Genomic DNA, 23,461 nt, shown 5'->3' with positions numbered 1-23,461 from the left:
CCTACAATCCAATCTCTTTTAACTTTTCTGCCTGATCATATGCTATCAAAGCATCTATAATTTCGTCAAGTTCCCCTTCCATAACCTGATCAAGGTTGTAAAGAGTTAAATTTATCCTATGATCCGTGACTCTATTTTGAGGAAAATTATAAGTTCTTATTCTTTCACTTCTATCTCCAGAGCCAACCTGTAATTTTCGATTTGATGCAATCGCTTCCTGCTGTTTCCTTATTTCCATCTCAAGGATCTTTGCTTTAAGCAATTTCATAGCTTTTTCTTTGTTTTTAATTTGACTTCTTTCATCCTGACATGAAACAACTATCCCTGTTGGGATATGTGTTATTCTAACAGCAGAATCTGTAGTATTTACATGCTGACCACCAGCACCACTGGCTCTAAAAACATCAATTCTAAGATCGGATGGATCTATTTCTACTTCCACATCATCTGCTTCTGGCAAAACAGCGACAGTACAAGCAGATGTATGTATTCTACCACCAGATTCAGTTACGGGGATTCTTTGAACTCTGTGCCCACCACCTTCAAATTTCAACCTGCTATAGGCACCTTTACCTTTTATCAGCAAAACAACCTCTTTGTATCCACCAACACCTGTATCGTTATAATCCACTATCTCAGTTTTCCATCTGTGCTTTTCTGCATATCTCATATACATCCTCAAAAGGTCCGCTGCAAAAAGTGTAGCTTCATCCCCACCAGTCCCTGCTCTTATCTCTAAATATATATTTTTCTCATCATATGGATCTTTAGGCACAAGCAATAATTTCAATTCATTTTCTATTTTTTCTAATTTCTCTTTCCCCTCTTCAAGCTCCATCTCAGCCAACTCTTTTAATTCTTTATCCCCAGACTCCAATATCTGTTTAGCCTCTTCTATATCCTCGTTTATCTTTTTATACTCTTGGTATTTTTCAACAATTGGTTTCAACTCAGCATGCTCTTTTGCTATCTGTTGATACGTTTTATTATCACTCATTATATTAGGATCTGAAAGTTTTTCTGTTAGAATATTATATTTTTCAAGAACCTCTTCTAACTTATGAAACATAAATCAACCCCTCATTATCCATATCTTTATCAAGAGCAAGCTTCAATGAAACAAGTGCAACTTCAAGTTGGCTTTCATCAGGCTCTTTTGTTGTCAACTTTTGAAGCCATAAACCAGGTTTAATAAGTATTTGAACTAAACTACTATGATTATACTTATCACTCAACTTGAGTATTTCATAGGATAAACCAGCTATCAAAGGTATAAAAACAATTCTGGAAAGAAGTTTTATTACAAAATGAGCATCTTTAGGAATTAAAGAAAATATTAAAATACTCACAATCATTACAATTAAGAGGAAACTCGTTCCACATCTTGGATGAAACCTACTCATGTTTTTCGCATTCTCTACCGTAAGATCTTTACCACTTTCATAAGTATAAATAGCTTTATGCTCAGCACCGTGATACTCAAAAACTCTTCTCACATCTTTGAAAAAAGAGATAATATAAATATATAATATAAAGAATATAACTCTAATAATCCCATCCACAGCATTGTAAGCAAGAAACGATTGTTTTAAAACTGATAAGATATGTTTCATCAAATCAGTTAATAATAGCGGTAAAAAAATAAATAAACCGATGCCAAAGCCTAATCCTAACACCAGACTTAACAACATCTCTTTTTTACTAACTTTTTCGCTCCCTTCCCCAAATGCATGATAAGCTGAAAAATTCAGGGCACTTACCCCTAAAATAAGAGCATTGTATAATGCTATTAATCCACGAAAAATAGGCTTTTTAAACAAAGGTTTATTATCTATTTGAATCTCTTTTTTCTTTACAACAATATTACCGTCTTCTCTTCTAACAGCAATAACAAACTTCCCTGGGGCTCTCATCATAACCCCTTCAATAACGGCCTGACCACCTACATCTAAACTTTTTTTATTCACAATATTTCCTCTAATCGGTCTAAGATGAAAAATTCAAGAGAAACGATTAATTTAATCTATCGTATTTTCTTAATAACTCTTCGTATCTTTTCTTTACTTCTGATGCTTTCCCACAACTAAATTCGCCTTCTTTACATTTATCTACAACACAATTTGGCCCAGCGTATTTAAAAATTGATGGAGCTACCTTCAAACATTCATCCAGCATTTTTTCAGCTAATACTCTAATCTCCCACTGAGCTCTATTACAACACCTTACATTAAAAAAATGTATTAACTCTCTCGCATTCATCGTAACAATAATCTTAGTTTCACAAGCATTAGGCAAAACATACCTTGCATCTTCAGCAGGAATTCCAAGCTCAACCATTTTGTCGTAAACTTTAGAAATATTTTCCATCAATTCCACAAAATCTTTTTTAGCTTCAGAATTTGATTCAATAGAACCAGGTAATACATATTCAAAACCAGATTTATGTTTTACATATCTCTGAGAACGCTGAGAATAACTTGCTATCCTATGTCTAACCAACTGGTGTGTTAACGCTCTTGATACACCTTCAATACCAAAAGTAAATGAAACATGCTCCAACACAGAATGATGTCCAATACGAACAATTTTTTCTATAAAGCTTATCTGCTCTGTTTTTTCAATTTTTTTTAACAAATCATCAATTGTAGCATCAGAAGCATAGCATAACTTTGCAGCCAAAGCAGCAGTAAGCTCTGGGTCTGCTGTGTATTTTAGCAGTTTTACATTAAGCTTAGCCTTTTTCATAAGAAAACTACTTCTTCAAATTCTCCTGATAGTTCCCATATTTCTTCATAAATTTTTCAACTCTACCAGCGGTATCTACAAACTTCTGCTTCCCTGTAAAAAATGGGTGACATGCAGAACAAATTGCGATACCTGTTTTCTTAGCTGTGGATAATGCTCTAATCTCATTACCACATGCGCATTTAAAAACAACTTCTTTAACCTCAGGATGAATACCTTTTTTCATTTATATCCTCCGTTTTTTATTTTCGAAACAGTTTTAATAGCATAAATTATTTTCTTTTGTAAAGTAAAATTATTTACTCATCGACTCTAAAAATTCTTTATTTGTTTTTGTCCCTTTAATTTTATCCAGCAAAAATTCCATCGCATCAACCGAATTCATATTACTCAAAAACCTTCTTAAAATCCAAACTTTATTAAGCTCCTCTTTTGTTAGAAGCAACTCTTCTCTTCTGGTACCAGATTTATTAATATCTATCGCTGGGAATATCCTTCTTTCTGCAAGTTTTCTATCAAGGTGAAGCTCCATATTACCAGTACCTTTAAATTCTTCATAAATAACTTCATCCATCCTTGAACCTGTATCAATCAATGCAGTGGCTATAATTGTAAGCGAACCACCCTCTTCAATGTTCCTTGCTGCACCAAAAAACCTTTTTGGTTTATGAAGTGCATTAGCATCAACACCACCGCTTAATACTTTACCACTTGGTGGTTCTATAGAGTTGTAAGCTCTGGCAAGCCTTGTAATACTATCTAATAAAATACAAACATCGTTACCATGTTCAACCAATCTTTTAGCTTTATTTAAAACCATTTCGGCAACATGAACATGTCTATAAGCAGGTTCATCAAATGTAGAACTTACAACCTCTGCCTGAACTGATCTCTGCATATCAGTAACTTCTTCAGGTCGTTCATCAATTAATAAAATTATCAGATAAACCTCTGGGTGATTTTTTGTAATACTGTTTGCAATAGACTTTAACAGCATAGTCTTACCAGCCTTTGGAGGAGCAACTATCAACCCCCTTTGCCCTTTACCAACTGGAGCTAAAAGATTCATTATTCTTGTATCATAAGCAGTTGGAAACGCTTCTAAATTCAACCTTTCATCTGGGAAAAGCGGGGTTAAGTTTTCGAATAAATTTCTCTGTCTCCTTGGTTCTTCCCAGTTTACCTTTTCTACTTTCAACAACGCAAAATACTTCTCATTGTCTTTAGGAGGTCTTATTTCACCTTGAATTGTATCACCACTTCTAAGTCCTAAGCGTTTTATCTGAGCAGGTGAAACATATATATCATCGGGTCCGGGTAAATAGTTAGCATCAGGTGATCTAAGAAAACCAAACCCATCAGGTAATACTTCTAAAACACCTTCACCATATATTTGACCATTTTTTTCACTTGCAGCCTTTAATATCTCAAAGATGAGTTCTTGTTTTAACAAATTGTCAGCATGCTCAATATCAAACTCATTCGCAATTGTTACCAATTCCTCAATTGGCTTCTTTTTTAATTCTGATAAATTCACAGTTCACCCCTTTTATTTTCTTGATAAGAAATTTTAGATAAAATTAATTATTCTTTTTAGAATTCATATATTTGAAAATTCCTATTAATGTCTCTGTATACCGTGGAAGTTAATCACAATAACTTATAATGTCAAGCTTTTTTTAACTACCAGTTTTTTAATTTTTTATATGGCAGAAATTCAAATTTACATGCAATTCAATATATTTATTTTAAATTTTATTCATAGTTGATAAAATGATATTTAAGAAAGAATGGAGAGAGGAAAAATCCTTTCTCCATTTATGCTTTTTTGATATTTTTTATACTATACACAAGTGCACTTGCTATTCCAATTGAGGAGTAAGTCCCCACAATTATACCAACCAATAGAGCAAATGAAAAGTTTTTAATAACTTCACTACCAAATAGATAAAGTGCTAAAACTGCAAGAAAAGTTGTAAATGATGTCAGTAATGTTCTACTCAATGTTTCATTAATACTTTGGTTAATCAAATCAATCAAATTTATCTTTGCTGTACTATTTCTCATTCTTTCTCTAATTCTATCATATACCACAATTGTATCATTTAATGAATAACCTACAATAGTTAAAACTGCAGCTACAATTGGTAGATTAATCTCTTTAGAAGCAAGAGAGAATGCGCCAAGCGTAATAATGACATCATGAAAAAGTGCTAATACAGCTCCTAAAGAAAATATAAATTCAAATCTTACCGTTACATATATCAATATCCCTATCAAAGCATATATAACGGCCATTGTAGCTTTTTTCTGCAGCTCACTACCTACTTGAGGACCTACCTGCTCAACCCTCTCAACAATAAACTTATTCCCTTTAAAACTTCCACTCAAAGCTTTTTTAATATCATTTGCAACAGCATTCAAATCTTGATTTGTTTTTTCTACCCTTATAAGTACTTCTCTTTCATCACCAAAATTTTGAATGACCACATCACCTAAATTTAATTTTTTTATATTTTCCCGAAGCAAATCTAATTTAGGGGGTGAATCAAATCTAACTTGAATAACTGTACCACCTGCAAAATCTATACCTAAATTAAACCCTTTTGTAAAAATAATAACAATACTCAACAACACTAGCAAACCGGAAATAATAAAAAACAGCTTAGATTTACCCATAAAATCAATTTTTGTACCAGGTTTTATAATCTCAAACATCTCTAACCCCTTAGATACTTAACTTTCTACTTTTTTTAGTTTCATACAGCTGTAAGAATATCGTTCTACTTACAAAAATTGCAGTAAACATTGAAGCAAGAATCCCTATAGACAATGTTACAGCAAAACCTTTAACTGGCCCTGTACCAAACTGGAACAATACAACAGCCGCAATTAATGTTGTTATATTTGCATCTAAAATTGTGGACATAGCCTTTTCAAAACCTGCCTCAATTGCACTTAACGCCGTCCTACCAAGCCTTACCTCTTCTCTAATTCTCTCAAAAATAAGTACGTTTGCATCCACAGACATCCCTATTGTCAAAATCAAACCTGCAATACCTGGTAATGTTAACGTTGCTTTAAACATCCCCATAACGCCTAAGATAATAACCAAATTTAACAACAAAGCTATATCAGCTATAATACCTGAAAATTTATAGTATACCGCCATAAAACCTATTACTAAGATTAACCCAATTAAAGAAGCTTTAATACCTTTTTGTATTGAATCCTTACCCAAAGATGGACCAACCGTCCTATTTTCAAGCACTTTTACTGGAGCAGGTAAACTACCTGCACGTAAAACAATAGCTAAGTCCTTAGCTTCTTCCATTGTAAAATTACCAGTAATCTGGGCTTCACCACCCATAATTGCTTCTCTTATAACAGGAGCAGAATAAACGTTATTATCAAGAACAATTGCTAACCTTTTCCCCACATTATTCTTTGTAATTTCACCAAATAACTTGGCACCTGCACTATCAAACTTTATCAATACGTATGGCTCATTGAACTGGCTTGAAATTCTAACTTCTGCATCAACAAGATAATCCCCAGTCAATACAGCGTCTCTCTTTAGAGCAAAAGGTGTATTCTCAATCACTTTTCCTGTTCTTTTATCTATAACTTTTTTATAAAGAATAATATCATCAAAGGGAATATTACCTGAAGCTATATCTGAAGAAGTAACAGTATCATCAACAAGATAAAACTTTAACTGCGCTGTTTTCCCTATGAGTTTTAAGGCTCTATCAGGATCCGTAATCCCCGGCAACTGAACTAAAATATTCTTTTCTCCCTGCCTTTGTATTATAGGCTCAGTTACCCCAAACTGATCCACTCTATTTCTTATAACCTGTGCTGCCTGTTCAACTGCATAATCTTTTATTTTCTGTACTTCCTTTGGATCTAACTGATATTCAACCAAAAGTTCATTTTCAGATATACTTGATTCCTTCAATATAGGATAATTTTTACTTAATAATTTTTTCATTTTATCAACTGAATTATCTTTAAGTGCTATAACTATTTTATCTTTTTCTTTTTTTACAAAATTAAAACCAATTTCCTCATTTCTTAAATCTTTCTTTATTTGGGTAACTAACGTATCAAGTTTAGCGTCTACTGCCTTGTCTACGTCAACACCCAATAAAACATACATACCACCTCTTAGGTCCAACCCCAACTTTATCTTTTCATTTATTGGATAAAGTGAAATCAAAGATCCAATAACTACAATAAAAATTATAGCCCATCTAAACTTATATTTCATGGCTCAAAATACTCCTTTACTATTTGTTTTCAGTTCCACCACCAATTTTTGAAGCAATTGCGCTTTTAACAACCTTTATTTTGACACCATTTGCAATCTCCACAAGAAATGTGTTTTGATCAATTACTTTATCAATCTTTCCATAAATTCCACCAGAAGTAATTATCTCATCGCCCGCTTTTAAAGATTCTATCATCTGTTGGTGCTGTTTTTGTCTTTTCTGTTGTGGTCTAATTAACAGAAAATAAAAAATCACAAATATTAATATTAATGGTAAAAACGCTGCTATCGGATTTTGACCTGCAGGTTGCCCTCCTGCTGCATAAGCTATAGATTCAAACATTATCTCCTCCTATTTTAAACATCTCTAATTTTTCTCGCTTAAATTTTTTAAAACAACCATTCTTTATAGCATTTCTTATCTCTTTTACAAGAGAAATGTAAAAATGTAAATTATGAATTGTATTTAGCCTTAACGCTAAAATTTCACCAGCTTTATATAAATGTCTTAAATAACCTCTTGAAAAGTTTTTACATGTATAGCAATCACAGTGAGGATCAATAGGATCATCAGACATTTTCCAATCTTGCCTTTTTATATGGAGTTTTCCATAACTAGTAAACAGTAGACCGTTCCTTGCATTTCTAGTAGGCATTACGCAATCAAACATATCAACGCCTCTTTCAACACATTCAAGTATATCCTCAGGTGTGCCAACTCCCATTAAGTATCTAGGTCTATCTTCAGGTAAATAATCAGTGGTAAACTCAGTTATTTCATACATGATATTATTTTCTTCACCTACACTTAGCCCACCTAAGGCATAACCATCAAACCCTATCTCCACAATCTGTTCAGCACTTATTTTTCTCAAGTCCTTGTATACCCCACCCTGGACAATTCCAAAAAGTGCTTGCCAAAAATTTCTTTTTGCTTCCTTACACCTTTTTGCCCACATTGCAGTAAGCTCTATAGACCTTTCAACATAACTTTTTTCACAAGGGTAGGGGACACATTCATCCAAAACCATCATAATATCAGAGCCCAAATTGGACTGAATCTCTATCGATTTTTCTGGTGACAAAAAAATCTTCCTACCATCAAGGTGTGACCTGAATGTTACACCATCCTCAGTTAAATCTTTAAGCTCAGACAAGCTAAAGACTTGAAAACCACCACTATCCGTCAAAATAGGCTTATCCCAGTTTATAAATTTATGAAGGCCACCAAAATGATTAACAATATCATCGCCAGGTCTCAAATGTAGGTGATAAGTATTACCTAATATTATTTGTGCCCCAATCTCTTTTAACTCATGAGGGGTAACAGTTTTCACAGAACCCACTGTACCTACAGGCATAAAAATTGGGGTTTCTACTCTTCCATGTATTGTTTCAAAATACCCTATCCTCGCTTTGCTTTCACTATCTTTTTTCTCTAAAACAAATTTAAACACAACCACCTCATCATATTATAAACATTGCATCGCCATAGCTAAAAAATCTGTATCTATCTTTGACAGCATGCGCATAAGCTTTTTTCATTAAGTCATAGCCACCAAACGCACAAACTAGTATAAATAGAGTAGATTTTGGCAGATGAAAATTTGTTATCATCTTATCAACAACTTTAAACTGATACCCTTCTCTGATAAAAAGATCTGTATAAGCATTTTCACAAGGTGTTATCTCTCCAAACTGACTTGCTGCAGATTCTAAAGCTCTAACAACTGTGGTACCCACAGCTACCAGTTTTTTCCCATCTTTCTTCAACTTATTAATTTTATCAGCAACACTTTTTTCAATTGAAAATGATTCTTTATGCATTTTATGATCTTCTATAAATTCTGTTTTTACCGGTCTAAATGTCCCAAGTCCAACATTTAGTGTTATTTCAAAGATTTCCACCCCTTTTTCTTTTAATTTATCAAATATTTCTTCAGTAAAATGTAGCCCTGCAGTAGGAGCAGCAACAGATCCTATTTTTTTAGAAAACACAGTATTGTATCGCTCTCTATCGAGCTCGTTATCCTCTCTTTTAATATATGGAGGAAGTGGCACATGCCCATATTTATCCATAATCTCGAAAGGGTTGGCGTCAATAAAATCAACGGTTACTATCCCTTCATCATCTCTCTTTGATACAAACAACTTATATTCATTTATGTATAAATACCCTTCACTTTTCCATTTACCACCAAGAAGAGCTTTAAACCTTTTACCATCCAACTGCTCTAATAAAAAAATCTCAACCTCACCACCACTCTCTTTTTTGGCAAATAGCCTGGCATTTAGTACTTTAGTATTATTTAATACAAGAAACATATTATCATCAAAAAAATCAACGATATCTTTAAACCTTTTATCTAACAGTTTATTTGTTTGTCTATTTACAACCAATAATCTTGATTCATCCCTTTTTTTTTCAGGATATTGAGCAATTAAATTTTCATCAAACTCAAAATCATACCTGTTGATACTTGTTTTACTCATCTATATTTTGCTCAATAAAACTTTTTATAGCATTAACATCATTTGGCATCTCATACACTCTCTTATCTTTATTAAACAGCTCTTTTATACGCTCAGGGATTTCAGGTTCTTTCCCAATTGCAACTTTTACTGCATCTAAAAACTTGGCTGGATGAGCCGTAGCAAGACAAATAAATTTTTCATCAAGTTTATCTTTTAACTTTAATGCTCCATCCACTCCACAAGCAGTATGTGGGTCTACAATATAATTATTTCTTTCATAAACAGTTTTTATAATATTTAACGTTTCCTCATTTGTTGTCGTTGTTGAGTCAAAATCTTGATGTACTTTTTCAATCTCTAAATCGTTAAATTTTATAAATTTATCATTTTTCAATGCAGCCATCGATCCCTTTACCTTTTGATGATCTCCATCGTAAAGATAATAAAGATATCGTTCAAAATTACTAGCAATCTGAATATCCATTGAAGGGGAGTATGTTTTAACAACACCTTTTATACTATAATCCCCTTTTTGAACAAATCGATGCAAGATGTTATTCTCATTTGTAGCAATTACAAGTTTATTTACAGGTAACCCCATTTTCTTTGCATAAAAACCTGCAAGAACATTTCCAAAGTTTCCTGTCGGAACAATAAAATTAATTTTATCTAAATTATCACTCTCTTTTGTTTGCAAATAAGCATAAAAATAATAAACTATTTGAGATAGGACCCTTGCCCAATTTATAGAATTTATCGAACCCAAATTATATTTTTTCTTAAAATCTACATCAGAAAAAATCTCTTTTACAATAAACTGACAATCATCAAAAGTCCCTTCAACTGCAATATTAAAAACATTTTTATCAAGCACAGTTGTCATTTGAAGCTCTTGGATTTTACTTACACGCCCTTTAGGATGCAAAATAAAAATTTTAACCCCTTTTTTACCTCTTACACCATATATTGCAGCACTACCAGTATCACCACTTGTCGCTCCAATTATATTAAGGTTTTGTTTTCTTTCAGATAATATATATTCAAACAAATTGCCTAAAAACTGTAAAGCAACGTCTTTAAAAGCAAGCGTTGGCCCATGAAAAAGCTCTAAAAGATAAAAATCATCAAGATCTATTAGAGGAACCACTTTATCAGTATCGAAATTTTTATAACTTTTATCAATCAACTTTTTTAAAACATCCTCTTTGATATCATCGATATATTTATTCATAATATAAAAAGCTACATCTTGATAACTTTTATCTTTTAGAGACATAAGTTCTTCATTTGAAATTTGAGGAAGCTCCTCTGGAATTAGTAACCCACCATCATCAGCAAGCCCCATTAATACAGCATCTTTAAAAGTAATACTGTTTACATCCCCTCTTGTACTTTTATACTTCATAACTCACCTCAAAATATAAAGGGAGGTAAAAACCTCCCCTTAAGACTAAACTAATTCTATCTGAGAGAAAAAATAGCTTATTTCAAATGCTGCAGTTTCAGGTGCATCAGACCCATGAACAGCATTATTATCAATATTTTTACCAAATTCTTTTCTCAAAGTCCCTTCCTCTGCATCAGCAGGATTTGTAGCCCCCATCAATTTTCTCCAATCTTTAATTGCATTCTCTTTTTCTAACACCATTACTATTGATGGTCCAGAACTCATAAAATCTGTCAAAGCTTCATAAAAAGGTTTCTCTTTGTGAACATAATAAAACCCTTTTGCTACATCTTTAGTCATCCATATCTTTTTCATCCCTACAATTTTAAACCCTTCATCCTCTATCCTTTGGATGATTTTACCTGATACACCCATTTTTACTGCATCAGGTTTTATAATCGCAAGTGTCCTTTCTAAAGCCATATCCTTTACCTCCTTTTATTATGTGAGAGTGTATAAATACCAGCTTTATTGAAAAAATCAACTTTTTCATTGCATATAAAAACATTTTTGTATATCTTCTTCAACCGGAGGATTTATGGGGTTATTAAAAGGAAGCTTAACATTTTTTAGACTTTCATACCAAAAAGATTTAAACATTTCAATTACTGAAATTACAGAAAAATTAAAAGAATACTCTTTTGAAAATATTTATGATGAGTTAAAGCCTGTAAATTATGGATTTGTACCTTTTTTGTATCCAGCAATAGAAAGCTTTGATGAAGCGGAAGTAGCCTTCAATGAATATATAACTTTTACTATCAGATTAGATGAGAAAAAGGTCAATTCAAACTTTTTTAATATAGAGATGGAGAAGAAAAAGAGAGAACTCATGCTCCAATCAAACAAAGAAAAACTTTCAAAATCCGATATAGATTTCTTAAAAAATAATGTAACAAAATCACTCTTGCAATCTACTACCCCCTCAACAACCCTCATTGAAGTAATACTTGATAGCAACAACAACTCTATCTTTATAAGCAAATTAAATTCAAAGATTTTTGATGCTACTGCTCATCTCTTTAAATTAGCTTTTGATATCAATATATATCGAGAAACCTTTGCTGAGATTTTGAAAAGAAATCTCGATGAGCTTTCTGTTTTAGATAACCTTTTAAACAGCTTACCCGCTACAATTTAAATTAGGAGGGTATTTTTGAACAATTCAAATTCAACACAAAAAGATTTATCATTTCTTGAAAATGAATATTTAACTTATCTTTTAATAGAATATTTTTTAGGCAATAACACCTTAAGCATAAATGATATCAATTTAGTTTATGATATTACACATTCAATTTACTTAGAAAACAGCAATTATCAGGAGAAAATCACCATCATCAGTGAAAATCTAAATGAAAACAAGGAGCTGATTACCGCATTAAAAAATTCAAAAAAAGTCTCACAACTCAATATTAAATTAACTTCTCAAAGCATAGATATTGAAGCCACATTAAAAACCAAACCATTAAGAATTACTGGAATAAAAGCGCCTATATCAAAAACTGAAGAAATTTCAGACACTGTATTAGAAAGAATTTTATATCTTAAACTTGTTTATGCTTTTTTTGATAAGACGTTGGTAAATTTTGCTAAAATAAGAACGTCTGACAAGTGGTATGAGAAAGTAAAAAAATTTAGAAAAAAAATTAACTTATAATTTTATTTACAACTTATTCAAATATTATGCTATAATTAAATATGTATCTTATAAAGTTGCTTGAAGAACTATTTGATATAACCGTTACAAAGATTCAAATTTTTTCTTATGACAGTCTAATCTTGTCCATTATAATCTCAGAACAAGCAGATTATTTCAATGAAGTTGAAGCGGAAAATTACAAATTAGAACTTTTTTACAAATCTACAAAAAGATTAAACGATAAGCAACTAGAACAGATAAAATTAATCTTACTTAGTTGTGCTACTACTTTTACTAACATTACAATCAACGATATCACATATTTACTCAATAATATCATCAATAATGACAGTATAGAGCAAACTCTTAACAATACAATTAAAAAACTTACAGAAGAACAAGATATCTACAGCGCAGGACTTTATTATTTAAACAACAAACTTATGCAATTAAGAGGTCTCATCTACTACTCCAATAATAAAACAACTATGGACAGCATAAATTTCAAAAAAGAGATTGTTGAGCTAAACAAACGAAGTGAATTTAGTGATATTATCTTTTTTGAGCAAATAAAGGAAATCAACTCTTTAAATAACCACCTTTTCCCATTTAAAAATTATGGTATCGGAATATATACAAAAAATGGTCCAATAGGATTACTTGTAATTTCTACAAAAGATAATAACATCACACATATTAATAACTTATTGAATATTTATTCCAAAATACTTTCAATAACTTTTACCGTAAAATCATTAATTCAAAGATATAAGTTTGCTGTTGATGATTTAGAATTTTTTAAAAACAATCTGTTTTACAATAATAATTTAATAAATTTAGGCAAATTAACTGCTACAATAGCACATGAATTAAAAAACCCTTTAGTTTCCATTGGCGGATTTACCAACAGAGTTTTGAAGCTAAACAAGGATGAAAAATTGAATGGTTATCTGAATATAATCAAAAATGAAGTGAATAGAATGGAAAACCTTATAAATGACTTACTCTTGTACTCTAAGGCAATAAAATTGGATATAAGCGAAGTAAATGTTTTGAGTTTAGTGGAAGAAGCAACAACAATTCTCTACGAAAAAATAAGAGAAAAAGATGTTGACGTACAAATCAACATAAAAAGGGATGAAACACTTAAAATAGATAAAAATAAAATTTTACAAGTATTACTCAATCTAATTAACAATAGTTTAGATGCTCTTTGTAATGAAACCAACAATACCATCAAAATAAACTTAGAAACCAACACAAACTTTAAAATATTAGAAATAATTGACAACGGCTGTGGAATCCCAAAATCGGATATAGCCAAACTATTTACACCATTTTATACAACCAAAGAATCAGGGACAGGGCTCGGTTTACCTATATGTAAAAAAATCATGGAAGCACACGATGGTGATATAAAAATTTTCTCTGACAACAATCAGACTAAAATACAATTATTTTTTAAAAGAGGTGAGTTATGAAGAAGATACTGATTATTGATGACGACCCATATATAAGAAACTTTTATAAAGAGTTTTTAGAAGAAAATGGCTTCGTTGTAATTGAAGCAGAAAATGGACTTGAAGGGATGAAAATTTTTAGAGAAGAATCACCAAATTTAATCCTTTTAGATATTAATATGCCAGAAAAAAGCGGATTAGACATATTAAAAGAAATAAAAAAGAAAAACGAAAAAATACCAGTATTTTTACTAACAGCCCACGAAGATTATAAAAGAAATTTCTCATCTCTTTATGCAGATGAATATTTTGTGAAAAATAAAAACCCAGAAATAATATTAAAAAGGATTAATAAATATTTTGAAATATAAATTTTTAGAAAGGAGAATTTTGCACAATAGTCTAACGTTTTTAAACTAAACTAATTTTGAGATTGTTTCGGTAATTTACGTTACCTCGCAATGCTCCCCAAAATGCCGTCATTGCGAGCGTTAGCGAAGCAATCTGTAAAGTTTGTGCAATATCCTCGACCTGATTATAATTTTATTTGACTGTATCTAATATTTTCTTTCATGTAAACTTGACCACTATTTGCACATATGCTATAATGAAAAATAGCAAAGCTTTTAAAGCATATAAACACAAAATATATACACAAACAATCTAATAAGTCTAACTATCTAAAGATATATCCATACCTATTGTGTGATATATCTTTATATTGTTAGACTCTAAAACCCTTAGGAGGCTTCGATGGAAAAGTTCTTGAAAATATTAACTGTTTTATCTTTACTCTCTTTACTAATGATATCTGCTTGTAGCAGCAACGGAGGTAATAGCGCAGATTCCTACTCTTTAAATGATGGCAATCATGCTTTACTTGGACCTCTTGACAATGCAAATGTAAAAATCTGTGAACTAGCTTACACCGATAACTATACATGCGAAGAAACAACTACTGATAGATATGGTACTTTCAATTTCAGTAATACAAATGGATGGAGCGATGATACAATTGTCCTTGTAATAGTATCTGGTGGTGATGATATTGATGTTGATGATGATGGTTTTATTGATGAAACCCCAACAACTAACAAAGGTGTACTTCATGCCTTCGCAAAAGTAAGTGATTTAGAGGCCGGAAATGTAAACGTTACAGTTTTAACAGATATGGCTTATCAATATGTTAGCCATCTTTGTAATGAACAATCTTGTAGTCTTGCTCAATCAGATTTAGAAAATGCATTAAATTTAATATCTGATAAATTAGTTGAAACGAAAACAATATCCAGCTTTTTGTCAGCTTCAAATAGCTACTTTGGCTCTTTGATAAAATTTAATCCTTTAACTCCAGAAAAAACACCACTAAAAATAGAAATCTCAAAATTGAAAGAAATGACAACTTACTATCATAAAGGAGATAAAAAAGGATTAGAAAACTTATTAAATACAGGATTAGGAACAGGTTTAGTATTAAATAATCCTGCTTTAGAACAAATCAAAAACAATCTAATGATAAAATTTATCAAACCAAAATATGCTGATATAGAAATTTCAAAAGGGAGTGAATCTATTTTTAACAAAAACACAATATGGTTTAACCCTGATGAAGATATGGGAAAAATAGTTCAATTGAAAATAAAAAATTTAGATGTTAATTATCAAATTATCAAATGGATAGGGTGTGATGAAGTTAAAGATAATGGAACAACATGTGAAGCTAAAGATTTACAAGAAGATAGAGTTATTGCACCTGTCATTTTACCAAAACTAACGCTTAATGATAATATCACAAATGGAAATATTAAAATAATTGATATTACAGGTGCCAACATTACTTTTAATAATATAAGTAATAATGATAATATATCTCTAAACGATATAGAACCAAACTCTCCTCTATTAGATAATATAACTGTTGAAACTTCTGATACAACACTAATTGACAATCTAACAAATTTAAATCCAGGTGATATTATTGTAAATAAGAGTGAGCCTGTTTTCTTTAGAAAAGTTATTAACATTATTTCTATAAACAATGTAATTTCAGAAAATATTAATACATCTAATCCTAATATATTTCTTATAATAACAGAATTCATACCTCTTACCAAAATTTTTCCTCGAGGTTATATCACTACTTTGGTGACACCAGAAACAGTTACGCCAGAAATTCCAATTCACTATATAAACGGAGACATAACTCTTGGCAACACAAAAGTTCCTTATAATCCAACAAGACAATATTTAATTATAAATCTTGACACTGGAGAAATCGCCACGAGGAGCTTGACTGATGCAAGCTTCAATTTGAGTGGAGAATTTGAAGACAATTACTCAAAATATCTTGATGAAGATAACAAATCTCAAATTAATGCGACAATAAAACTTAGACCTTATGTAGATCTTAACATTGGCTGGAGTGCTGATGCTAGTTTTAATGGTGTAAGTGTGGATTTAGATGGAATTTATTTATCTCTTGGTTCTGATATAGAAATTTTAGGGAATGCAACGGCACAAATAAAGAAAACATACTCAACTCACAAAATTCTTTATGACAAATTAGAATTCAATCAGACTTTTACAATTTATGGAATACCTATAAAAGTTAAAGAAAAGATACCTATAGTATACGGAATTAAAGGAGCAGGTGAAGGCAAAGATTATGACAATGCATCCATAGTAGGAAACGCTAAAATTACTTTTTCAGGAACATGTAGCCCCGTTTTCAATTTCGCTTACAATGGTGTTGATGCAGAAAGTAGCTTAACATCAAGATTTAACTTTAGCCAAACATCTGAATTAAATGCTGGTGCAAATGCTTTTGCTTATATTGGTGCAGAGCCTGCTGTCTATGTCTATGGGATAGGGGTAGGGATGAACAATTATGTTGGACCATATTTAAAATTAAATCTTAAAGCAGGAGATAATGCTACTGGCGAAGGTACTATTGAATTGGATGATATTATCAATGATAATTTAACATTAAATACTAGTGTGAAAATTGAAGGAAGTTTAGGGGTTGGTTATTATGGTAGGATAGTAGCAGCATCCACATGGAACACTGATGTTGCCAAAAAAGTGGTTAATAAAATCAATGAAAAAATCAGAGGTAAATACACTGAATTTTGGAAAGAATATCCACTTTATACTGTAGAGAAAGAATTTGAAACCAGTAGCACATGGGGTATTACAGATAAACCTGGTGAGCTTCAAGTTATCGGGAATAAAAACATCATAATTAATACAGACTGTACTAATTCTTCAAATAAAATATATCAATATCAATTTACTTTAAAAAATATTGGGGACCACCCTATAGACTGGCTAATTGAAACAGATAATGACACGGGAGACGCTTTAATTACATTTAATAATAATAGTGGCACTTTAAACGGTGGAGACAACACAACTATTACAATGGAAATAAACTACACTCCAGCTTGTGGTAACACATATAATATCACTGATTTTAGCGTCTACTTCAAACAAAAGACAATTAATGCGCAAACATCAAGTAATACCAGTGATAAAACCTTATTAGCAACCACTCTCACTCTTATGCCAGTTTTCAATAGCACTTTTAATCTTGTAGATTCAATCACAAAGTACAAAACAAATGTAAGAATCAGTGAAATTCCATCAATTGATTGGACACCAAATCTTAATGTAGATGAGAGTAGTGTATATTTCCAAGGAATATCATTGTCCAAACTTAATCTAACTTGGGACAAACCAGACAATACAACAGATATAGATGGCTATACCATCTTTTACTCAGACAATTGCACTAACAATACAGCGAGTTTTGAACAATACAAAATTCTTGCAGATATTACAAATATTGAAACACAATCAACGTCAATTTTACCTTCACCTCTTGAAATAAGGAAATATTATTGCTTCAAAATTTATGCTTACAAACAGATATATTACCCACCATTACACTCTTATTTAAAGACTTATTTCTCTCCTGATAATGCAACAGAAGTTATATATCCTTCTTATCAATAACGAAAAAGGGGGCCTCAAATCTTGAGGCCCCCCTTTTTTTGTAATTGAAATTTTTTTATTATTCAATTATCTATCAGAACAGGAGGGAACTTATGAGAAGATTTATATTTTTTTTAATATTGTTTGTTTTTATCTCTTTTACAGTAACACCATCCATCGCAAAAGAAGTTACAGATATTGAAGGGATGTTAGATAAAGCTGAGAACTTAAATGTTCTTGAAAATAATGGAAGTTTTATGATTTGCTTACTCTCAGAAAACTCAGAAGCTCTTGTAAAATTTAAAGTTAAAAATGATGGTAACTACATAATTATGACAAAAAATAGTGGAGTAGATTTTCAGGGTCAATTATTAACCAGAAATTTCAATTATGAACTTGTAGTTGAATGTACTGATTTTAACATACCAGAGAAAAAAAGATTTTTTAACTGTGAAGAAGAATTGACTCAGTCTAAAACATATTATATGTATTTTAATACAATTGGTCATCACTCCAGATTAGGATGCGCCAAAATAACAATTACAAAAAAATAAAAGAGAAAAGGGCATAAATACCCTTTTCATAAATTAAAACCTCTTTCGCCATGCTCCACTTCATCAAGCCCTTTTAATTCTGACTCATCATCAACCCTTGGTGAAATAAAAATTTTGATAATATAAAAAAGTATCAGTGTACAAATCCCAGAGTATACAATGGTAATTACTACAGAAACCAGTTGTATCCAAAGTTGACTGGGATTACCATACAAAAACCCTTTACCTAAATTATTAATCTCTGGATTTGCAAATATACCTGTCAATAAAGCCCCCAAAATTCCACATAACCCATGTACACCAAAAGCATCTAATGAATCATCATATTTAAATCTATTTTTAATTACAAAAACCCCTAAAAAACCAACGATTCCAGATAATATCCCAAAAAGTAAAGATGCAGAAGCCGACACAAAACCAGCAGCAGGAGTTATTGCTACAAGCCCTGCAATTGCACCTGATACTGCACCAAGCATAGTAGGGCGTTTTGCAATAAGCCATTCAATTACAATCCAGGTAATGGCACCCATAGCAGCCGATGTGTTTGTTACAAGGAAAGCATTTACAGCAACTCCATCAACTGCCAACTCACTTCCAGCATTAAATCCAAACCATCCAAACCACAAAAGACCTGCACCAAGAACTGTCAAAACCAAAGATGATGGAATAATAGCTGTTTTACCATAATCCCTCCTTTTTCCAACAAGTAAAGCTAAAACCAAACCAGAAATACCTGCATTTATATGCACAACTGTACCGCCAGCAAAATCGAGTGCACCCATTTTACCGATAAAACCACCTCCCCACACCCAATGAGCCACAGGAGCATACACAACGATTAACCATAAAACACCAAAAACAATCCAAAAGCTAAATTTTATCCTTTCAACAACAGAACCACTAATCAGTGCCAAAGTTATCCCTGCAAAAGTCATTTGAAATATTGCAAACAAAATTTTTGGTATTGTCCCCTGTATATCATTAATTCCTACATTTTTAAAAAATATATAATCTAACCCTCCAATTAAACCACCAACATCATGTCCAAATGCTAAACTAAACAAAATAATAACCCATAAAACAGATGCTAAAGCATAAGACATAAAACTCATCCCTATAGTATTAAGAATATTTTTTGTCCTTGTCATCCCTCCATAAAATAAAGCAAGTCCAGCTGGAGTCATAAGCATAACAAATGCAGTAGCCACAATCATCCACACAGTATCTACCCAATTTATTGTTTGATTATCATTAGCAAAAGCAAAACAGCTAAAAGTAAAAATAAAGAACAAACTAATTAAAAACCTTTTCATGCTTAAATCCTCCATTGTTTTACAATGTTAATGCAATATTTGTGCCAAGAAATAGATATGATTAAATAACAATTTTTTTCGCAGATGAGCATTTTTTATACACACAGTGGTTAAAAAATAGGCATACTATAAATTTTTATACTTTTATTATAGAAAAAGTGCTTGACAATTTAAAAAATAATTATATATTTACTGTTCGCTGACGCGGGGTAGAGCAGTTTGGTAGCTCGTCGGGCTCATAACCCGAAGGTCGTCGGTTCAAATCCGGCCCCCGCAACCAAGTCAATAATCCGGCACTTTGCCGGTTTTTTTATATGGCGGCATAGCTCAGCTGGTGAGAGCATGCGGCTCATATCCGCAGGGTCCGGGGTTCAAGTCCCTGTGCCGCCATTCTATATATCTATTCTCGTTCAGTTTAAAAATCATATTTCTATATGAAATCAAAAATTAACTTAAACAACTTTCTAAAATACTTTTAAAACTGCATTTTAAAATAATTATTTAATAGTACTCATTTTAGCAAGACTTCTCAGGTAGTAATCTATCATAACAAAAAAATTTATTATTAAAAATTATTGAGTATTCATCTTTTTTGTGCAAAAAAGAAAAGGATATTCATTCAATTAATAGGGGTTGCAATATGGCGCATATCAATTGGTTTGAAGTCTTATCGGGTCTCTTTGGTGGTCTGGGTCTTTTTTTAATGGGTATGAAGTTCATGTCAGAAGGGCTGCAAAAGGCAGCAGGAAAAGGTTTAAGAAGTATTCTTGAAAAGCTGACAACAAACAGAATAATAGGGGTTATAGTGGGATTGATTGTAACTTCTATTATTCAAAGTAGCTCAGCTACTACTGTTATGGTTGTTGGTTTCGTCAATGCTGGCTTGATGAATTTATCTCAGGCTCTTAGTGTGGTTTTAGGTGCAAATATTGGTACAACTATGACAGCTCAGCTAATAGCATTTAAAGTGGGCAAATTGGCCTTGCCAGCAGTAGCAATTGGCGCTGCACTGAGGCTATTTTCAAAAAATAAAAAGCGCCAATATATTGGAGAAGTACTAATCGGCTTTGGTTTATTATTTATAGGTTTAAAAACAATGGAGCATGCCTTTGTCCCATTAAGAAAAAGTCAACAATTTACTAATATGTTTCTTTATTTCTCTAAAAATCCATTAGCTGCTATTGCTGCAGGTGCTGCATTGACAATGATTGTTCAAAGCAGTTCTGCAATGATGGGAATAACTATTGCCCTTGCAACAACAGGTTTGATTGATTATTCAGCTGCAATTGCCTTTGTTTTAGGTGAAAATATTGGTACCACAATAACGGCAAACTTAGCAGCAATAGGTGCAAACAGCACAGCAAAAAGAGCAGCCTTTGGCCATTTCTTGTTTAACTTTATTGGTGTTTTTTATATGTTTTTCCTTCTAAAAATTATGGGACATTTTATAGATGTTATTACTCCTGGTGATCCTTATTATATTGACCCTAATGGAACAGCACCTTATGTGGCAAGACATATAGCAAACTTTCACACTGCATTTAATGTAATAAATACAATTATATTTTTACCTTTGCTCGGTGTATTAGGGAAATTATGCGAAAAAGTAATAAAAGAAGACAAGAAAAAAACTGAGTTTGTATATATAGATGATCGTCTTATTGATACACCTGCTCTTGCAATAGCTCAGGCAAAAAAAGAAGTGGAAAGAATGTCAAATATTGCACTATCAATGTTAAAAGATTCAAAGAAAGCTTTTTTTAATAGAGATTTAAAGTTGATTGGCGATATATATGCTAGAGAAGACATTGTTGATCAGTTGGAAAAAGATATTACTGTTTTTGTTGTCCAGCTTTTCCAAAAACCTTTGAGTGAAGAAAACTCTAAAACAATAAATAATATTCTACATGTTTTACATGAAATAGAAAAAATTGCAGACCACTCTGAAAATATAGCAAAATTTACTGAAAGAATTATAGAGAAAGATATACACTTTTCACCACAAGCGATGAAAGAGATGGAAGAGATCTTTAATGTAGCCATAAAATTTGCTGAAAACATACTTAAAATATATAATAGCGAAGTTTATGATCAAATCGTGGACACTGAAGATGAAAATATCATAGATGAACTAAGAAAAGAGTTTAAAAACAATCATATGAAGAGACTAAATGAAGGTGTCTGTAATGTGGACGCAGGAATAGTGTATGTGGATATTTTAAACAACCTTGAAAAAGTGGGCGACCACACATTTAATATCGCCCAAATTATTAAAGAATTTTCTTAAGAGGCCAGTATGTCAGAATTTATAGGTAATTTATCTGAAAACAGTTACAAAGTTTTTAACCTTACAAAAGAACTGATCGAAGGTGCACAAGGGAAACTTTTATACAATAAATATGAAAAACTCATATCCGAAGTCACACCTTTAGATGTCATGATAGGTTTTGACCTATTAATAAAAGAAGATTTCGAAATGAATAGTGTAAAAATTGCTGTAAGTAAAGCCTTAAATCTATTTTTCAAATCTCTAACAAGCTACCCTATTCCTGATTATAACAACAAATCAATTTTATTTTATCTACATAAACACAATCTAAAACTACAAGAAAAGTTAAAAAAGCTAAAAATATTAGTGAAAGAAGTTAACCACAAACAACCAATATTCAATACAGAAAAATTGCTGTTTGAAATTGATGAATTGATAAAGTTTACAACACATTATCATATAAAAGAAAACATTCTATTCCCTATTATTGAAAAGTATTTTCAATATCATGGTTGCTTAAAAATAATGTGGTCTATACATGATGACATAAGAAAGAATCTAAAAACATTACAAAAACTAATAGAATCTGATGATAGTAATATAGAACAATTTAACACCTTCATTGGAAAAATATTCTTTGATATGCACACATTAATTTTCAGAGAAAATCATATATTGTATCCAATTTGTTATAAATACATAGACAAATCAAAACTTGAGTTTGCACTTATTGAAGCAATAGATATAGGATTTCACTTTATAAATATTGATAAATCAATCTTAAAATCTATTAAACTTAAAGAAAAAACGTTTGATAAAATTTTTGACAACCTGATCGATTTAGATACTGGTCAACTAAATGTGGAGCAAATTAAACTGATTTTTAACAACTTACCTGTTGATATAACTTTTGTTGATGAAAATGATACTGTAAGATATTTTTCTACACCAAAAGATCGTATTTTTGTAAGAACAAAAGCAATTATTGGAAGAAAAGTTCAAAACTGTCACCCTCACGAAAGTGTTCATATCGTTAATAAAATTATCGAGGCTTTTAAAAATGGGGAAAAGGATAATGCAACTTTCTGGATTCAAATGGCTGGGAAATTTATACTTATTCAATACTTTGCTATACGTGATGATAAAGGTATTTATAAAGGTTTAATAGAAGTAACCCAAGATATAACTGATATAAAAAAATTAGAAGGTGAACAAAGACTTTTAGATTGGGATAACGAATAAGCATTAAATTTTAATTTCTTGACGATTATTTTTATTCATTCTATAAAA

Annotated in this window: 21 protein-coding genes and 2 tRNA genes; 10 read left to right on the top strand and 13 right to left on the bottom strand. The window is 31.4% G+C overall.

Annotated features, from left to right (window positions below; translation table 11 throughout):
- Position 1 precedes the first annotated feature (1 nt).
- From prfA to ndk, 12 genes are all read right to left on the bottom strand, one after another.
- Positions 2 to 1,069, bottom strand: a complete 1,068-nt coding sequence (prfA, locus tag DEFDS_RS00510) for a peptide chain release factor 1 (protein WP_013006860.1) — start codon at positions 1,067 to 1,069, stop codon at positions 2 to 4.
- On the bottom strand, positions 1,059 to 1,967 hold the full coding sequence (locus tag DEFDS_RS00505; RefSeq protein WP_013006859.1) for a DUF1385 domain-containing protein: 909 nt from the start codon (positions 1,965 to 1,967) through the stop codon (positions 1,059 to 1,061). Before DEFDS_RS00505 ends, prfA begins: the two co-directional genes overlap by 11 nt.
- 46 nt (positions 1,968 to 2,013) lie before the next feature.
- A complete protein-coding gene (gene thyX / locus DEFDS_RS00500; RefSeq protein WP_013006858.1) occupies positions 2,014 to 2,745 on the bottom strand; it encodes an FAD-dependent thymidylate synthase in 732 nt (243 codons plus the stop codon).
- A gap of 7 nt (positions 2,746 to 2,752) precedes the next feature.
- Entirely contained in the window at positions 2,753 to 2,971 is a 219-nt protein-coding gene (gene rpmE, locus DEFDS_RS00495) for a 50S ribosomal protein L31 (protein WP_013006857.1), read from the bottom strand.
- 69 nt (positions 2,972 to 3,040) lie between these two features.
- Entirely contained in the window at positions 3,041 to 4,282 is a 1,242-nt protein-coding gene (gene rho, locus DEFDS_RS00490) for a transcription termination factor Rho (RefSeq protein ID WP_013006856.1), read from the bottom strand.
- A 281-nt stretch (positions 4,283 to 4,563) separates the two neighbouring features.
- On the bottom strand, positions 4,564 to 5,463 hold the full coding sequence (secF, locus tag DEFDS_RS00485) for a protein translocase subunit SecF (protein WP_013006855.1): 900 nt from the start codon (positions 5,461 to 5,463) through the stop codon (positions 4,564 to 4,566).
- Between the two features lie 10 nt (positions 5,464 to 5,473).
- Positions 5,474 to 7,018 (bottom strand): protein translocase subunit SecD, encoded by a 1,545-nt coding sequence (gene secD, locus DEFDS_RS00480; protein ID WP_013006854.1) that lies wholly within the window; start codon positions 7,016 to 7,018, stop codon positions 5,474 to 5,476.
- 19 nt (positions 7,019 to 7,037) lie between these two features.
- The gene (gene yajC, locus DEFDS_RS00475; RefSeq protein ID WP_013006853.1) at positions 7,038 to 7,361 is read right to left on the bottom strand and encodes a preprotein translocase subunit YajC; all 324 of its coding nucleotides are present in this window, start codon (positions 7,359 to 7,361) and stop codon (positions 7,038 to 7,040) included.
- Positions 7,354 to 8,481, bottom strand: a complete 1,128-nt coding sequence (tgt, locus tag DEFDS_RS00470) for a tRNA guanosine(34) transglycosylase Tgt (protein ID WP_013006852.1) — start codon at positions 8,479 to 8,481, stop codon at positions 7,354 to 7,356. The genes yajC and tgt overlap by 8 nt, the downstream gene beginning before the upstream one ends.
- A gap of 4 nt (positions 8,482 to 8,485) precedes the next feature.
- A complete protein-coding gene (gene queA, locus DEFDS_RS00465; protein WP_013006851.1) occupies positions 8,486 to 9,511 on the bottom strand; it encodes a tRNA preQ1(34) S-adenosylmethionine ribosyltransferase-isomerase QueA in 1,026 nt (341 codons plus the stop codon).
- A complete protein-coding gene (gene thrC / locus DEFDS_RS00460) occupies positions 9,504 to 10,898 on the bottom strand; it encodes a threonine synthase (RefSeq protein ID WP_013006850.1) in 1,395 nt (464 codons plus the stop codon). Before thrC ends, queA begins: the two co-directional genes overlap by 8 nt.
- Positions 10,899 to 10,943: 45 nt before the next feature.
- On the bottom strand, positions 10,944 to 11,363 hold the full coding sequence (gene ndk / locus DEFDS_RS00455) for a nucleoside-diphosphate kinase (RefSeq protein WP_013006849.1): 420 nt from the start codon (positions 11,361 to 11,363) through the stop codon (positions 10,944 to 10,946).
- A 115-nt stretch (positions 11,364 to 11,478) separates the two neighbouring features.
- On the opposite strand from ndk, the gene rdgC reads away from it, so the two are divergent.
- The 6 genes from rdgC to DEFDS_RS00425 all read left to right on the top strand — a co-directional run bounded on the left by rdgC (position 11,479) and on the right by DEFDS_RS00425 (position 18,589).
- Positions 11,479 to 12,081: a recombination-associated protein RdgC gene (rdgC, locus tag DEFDS_RS00450; protein ID WP_013006848.1), complete on the top strand. Its 603-nt coding sequence runs from the start codon at positions 11,479 to 11,481 to the stop codon at positions 12,079 to 12,081.
- Positions 12,082 to 12,096: 15 nt separating this feature from the next.
- Positions 12,097 to 12,600 carry a hypothetical protein gene (locus DEFDS_RS00445; RefSeq protein WP_013006847.1) on the top strand — a complete coding sequence of 168 codons (504 nt, stop codon included), beginning with the start codon at positions 12,097 to 12,099 and terminating at the stop codon, positions 12,598 to 12,600.
- Between the two features lie 41 nt (positions 12,601 to 12,641).
- Positions 12,642 to 14,063, top strand: a complete 1,422-nt coding sequence (locus DEFDS_RS00440; RefSeq protein ID WP_013006846.1) for a sensor histidine kinase — start codon at positions 12,642 to 12,644, stop codon at positions 14,061 to 14,063.
- Positions 14,060 to 14,413, top strand: a complete 354-nt coding sequence (locus DEFDS_RS00435; protein ID WP_013006845.1) for a response regulator — start codon at positions 14,060 to 14,062, stop codon at positions 14,411 to 14,413. Before DEFDS_RS00440 ends, DEFDS_RS00435 begins: the two co-directional genes overlap by 4 nt.
- Positions 14,414 to 14,795: 382 nt before the next feature.
- The gene (locus DEFDS_RS00430; protein ID WP_013006844.1) at positions 14,796 to 18,056 is read left to right on the top strand and encodes a hypothetical protein; all 3,261 of its coding nucleotides are present in this window, start codon (positions 14,796 to 14,798) and stop codon (positions 18,054 to 18,056) included.
- A 92-nt stretch (positions 18,057 to 18,148) separates the two neighbouring features.
- On the top strand, positions 18,149 to 18,589 hold the full coding sequence (locus DEFDS_RS00425; protein WP_013006843.1) for a hypothetical protein: 441 nt from the start codon (positions 18,149 to 18,151) through the stop codon (positions 18,587 to 18,589).
- A gap of 26 nt (positions 18,590 to 18,615) precedes the next feature.
- On the opposite strand, the gene DEFDS_RS00420 is transcribed toward DEFDS_RS00425, so the two are convergent.
- Positions 18,616 to 19,902 (bottom strand): ammonium transporter, encoded by a 1,287-nt coding sequence (locus DEFDS_RS00420; RefSeq protein ID WP_041223516.1) that lies wholly within the window; start codon positions 19,900 to 19,902, stop codon positions 18,616 to 18,618.
- A gap of 203 nt (positions 19,903 to 20,105) precedes the next feature.
- On the opposite strand from DEFDS_RS00420, the gene DEFDS_RS00415 reads away from it, so the two are divergent.
- From DEFDS_RS00415 to DEFDS_RS00400, 4 genes are all read left to right on the top strand, one after another.
- Positions 20,106 to 20,182, top strand: a tRNA-Met gene (locus DEFDS_RS00415).
- 36 nt (positions 20,183 to 20,218) lie between these two features.
- Positions 20,219 to 20,292 (top strand) — tRNA-Met (locus DEFDS_RS00410).
- A 250-nt stretch (positions 20,293 to 20,542) separates the two neighbouring features.
- Positions 20,543 to 22,189: a Na/Pi cotransporter family protein gene (locus DEFDS_RS00405; protein ID WP_013006841.1), complete on the top strand. Its 1,647-nt coding sequence runs from the start codon at positions 20,543 to 20,545 to the stop codon at positions 22,187 to 22,189.
- A 9-nt stretch (positions 22,190 to 22,198) separates the two neighbouring features.
- On the top strand, positions 22,199 to 23,413 hold the full coding sequence (locus DEFDS_RS00400) for a DUF438 domain-containing protein (RefSeq protein ID WP_013006840.1): 1,215 nt from the start codon (positions 22,199 to 22,201) through the stop codon (positions 23,411 to 23,413).
- The last annotated feature ends 48 nt before the right edge of the window (positions 23,414 to 23,461 follow it).

The sequence above is a fragment of the Deferribacter desulfuricans SSM1 genome (assembly GCF_000010985.1).
GTDB classification, from domain to species: domain Bacteria; phylum Chrysiogenota; class Deferribacteres; order Deferribacterales; family Deferribacteraceae; genus Deferribacter; species Deferribacter desulfuricans.
This window is presented reverse-complemented; position numbering and strand designations above follow the sequence as displayed.

Coding starts and splice junctions, on each gene's coding strand:
- prfA (WP_013006860.1), bottom strand. CDS start 1,069: ATGTTTCATAAGTTAGAAGAGGTTCTTGAAAAATATAATATTCTAACA.
- thyX (WP_013006858.1), bottom strand. CDS start 2,745: ATGAAAAAGGCTAAGCTTAATGTAAAACTGCTAAAATACACAGCAGAC.
- rpmE (WP_013006857.1), bottom strand. CDS start 2,971: ATGAAAAAAGGTATTCATCCTGAGGTTAAAGAAGTTGTTTTTAAATGC.
- secF (WP_013006855.1), bottom strand. CDS start 5,463: ATGTTTGAGATTATAAAACCTGGTACAAAAATTGATTTTATGGGTAAA.
- secD (WP_013006854.1), bottom strand. CDS start 7,018: ATGAAATATAAGTTTAGATGGGCTATAATTTTTATTGTAGTTATTGGA.
- yajC (WP_013006853.1), bottom strand. CDS start 7,361: ATGTTTGAATCTATAGCTTATGCAGCAGGAGGGCAACCTGCAGGTCAA.
- queA (WP_013006851.1), bottom strand. CDS start 9,511: ATGAGTAAAACAAGTATCAACAGGTATGATTTTGAGTTTGATGAAAAT.
- thrC (WP_013006850.1), bottom strand. CDS start 10,898: ATGAAGTATAAAAGTACAAGAGGGGATGTAAACAGTATTACTTTTAAA.
- ndk (WP_013006849.1), bottom strand. CDS start 11,363: ATGGCTTTAGAAAGGACACTTGCGATTATAAAACCTGATGCAGTAAAA.
- rdgC (WP_013006848.1), top strand. CDS start 11,479: ATGGGGTTATTAAAAGGAAGCTTAACATTTTTTAGACTTTCATACCAA.
- DEFDS_RS00440 (WP_013006846.1), top strand. CDS start 12,642: ATGTATCTTATAAAGTTGCTTGAAGAACTATTTGATATAACCGTTACA.
- DEFDS_RS00435 (WP_013006845.1), top strand. CDS start 14,060: ATGAAGAAGATACTGATTATTGATGACGACCCATATATAAGAAACTTT.
- DEFDS_RS00430 (WP_013006844.1), top strand. CDS start 14,796: ATGGAAAAGTTCTTGAAAATATTAACTGTTTTATCTTTACTCTCTTTA.
- DEFDS_RS00425 (WP_013006843.1), top strand. CDS start 18,149: ATGAGAAGATTTATATTTTTTTTAATATTGTTTGTTTTTATCTCTTTT.
- DEFDS_RS00420 (WP_041223516.1), bottom strand. CDS start 19,902: ATGAAAAGGTTTTTAATTAGTTTGTTCTTTATTTTTACTTTTAGCTGT.
- DEFDS_RS00405 (WP_013006841.1), top strand. CDS start 20,543: ATGGCGCATATCAATTGGTTTGAAGTCTTATCGGGTCTCTTTGGTGGT.
- DEFDS_RS00400 (WP_013006840.1), top strand. CDS start 22,199: ATGTCAGAATTTATAGGTAATTTATCTGAAAACAGTTACAAAGTTTTT.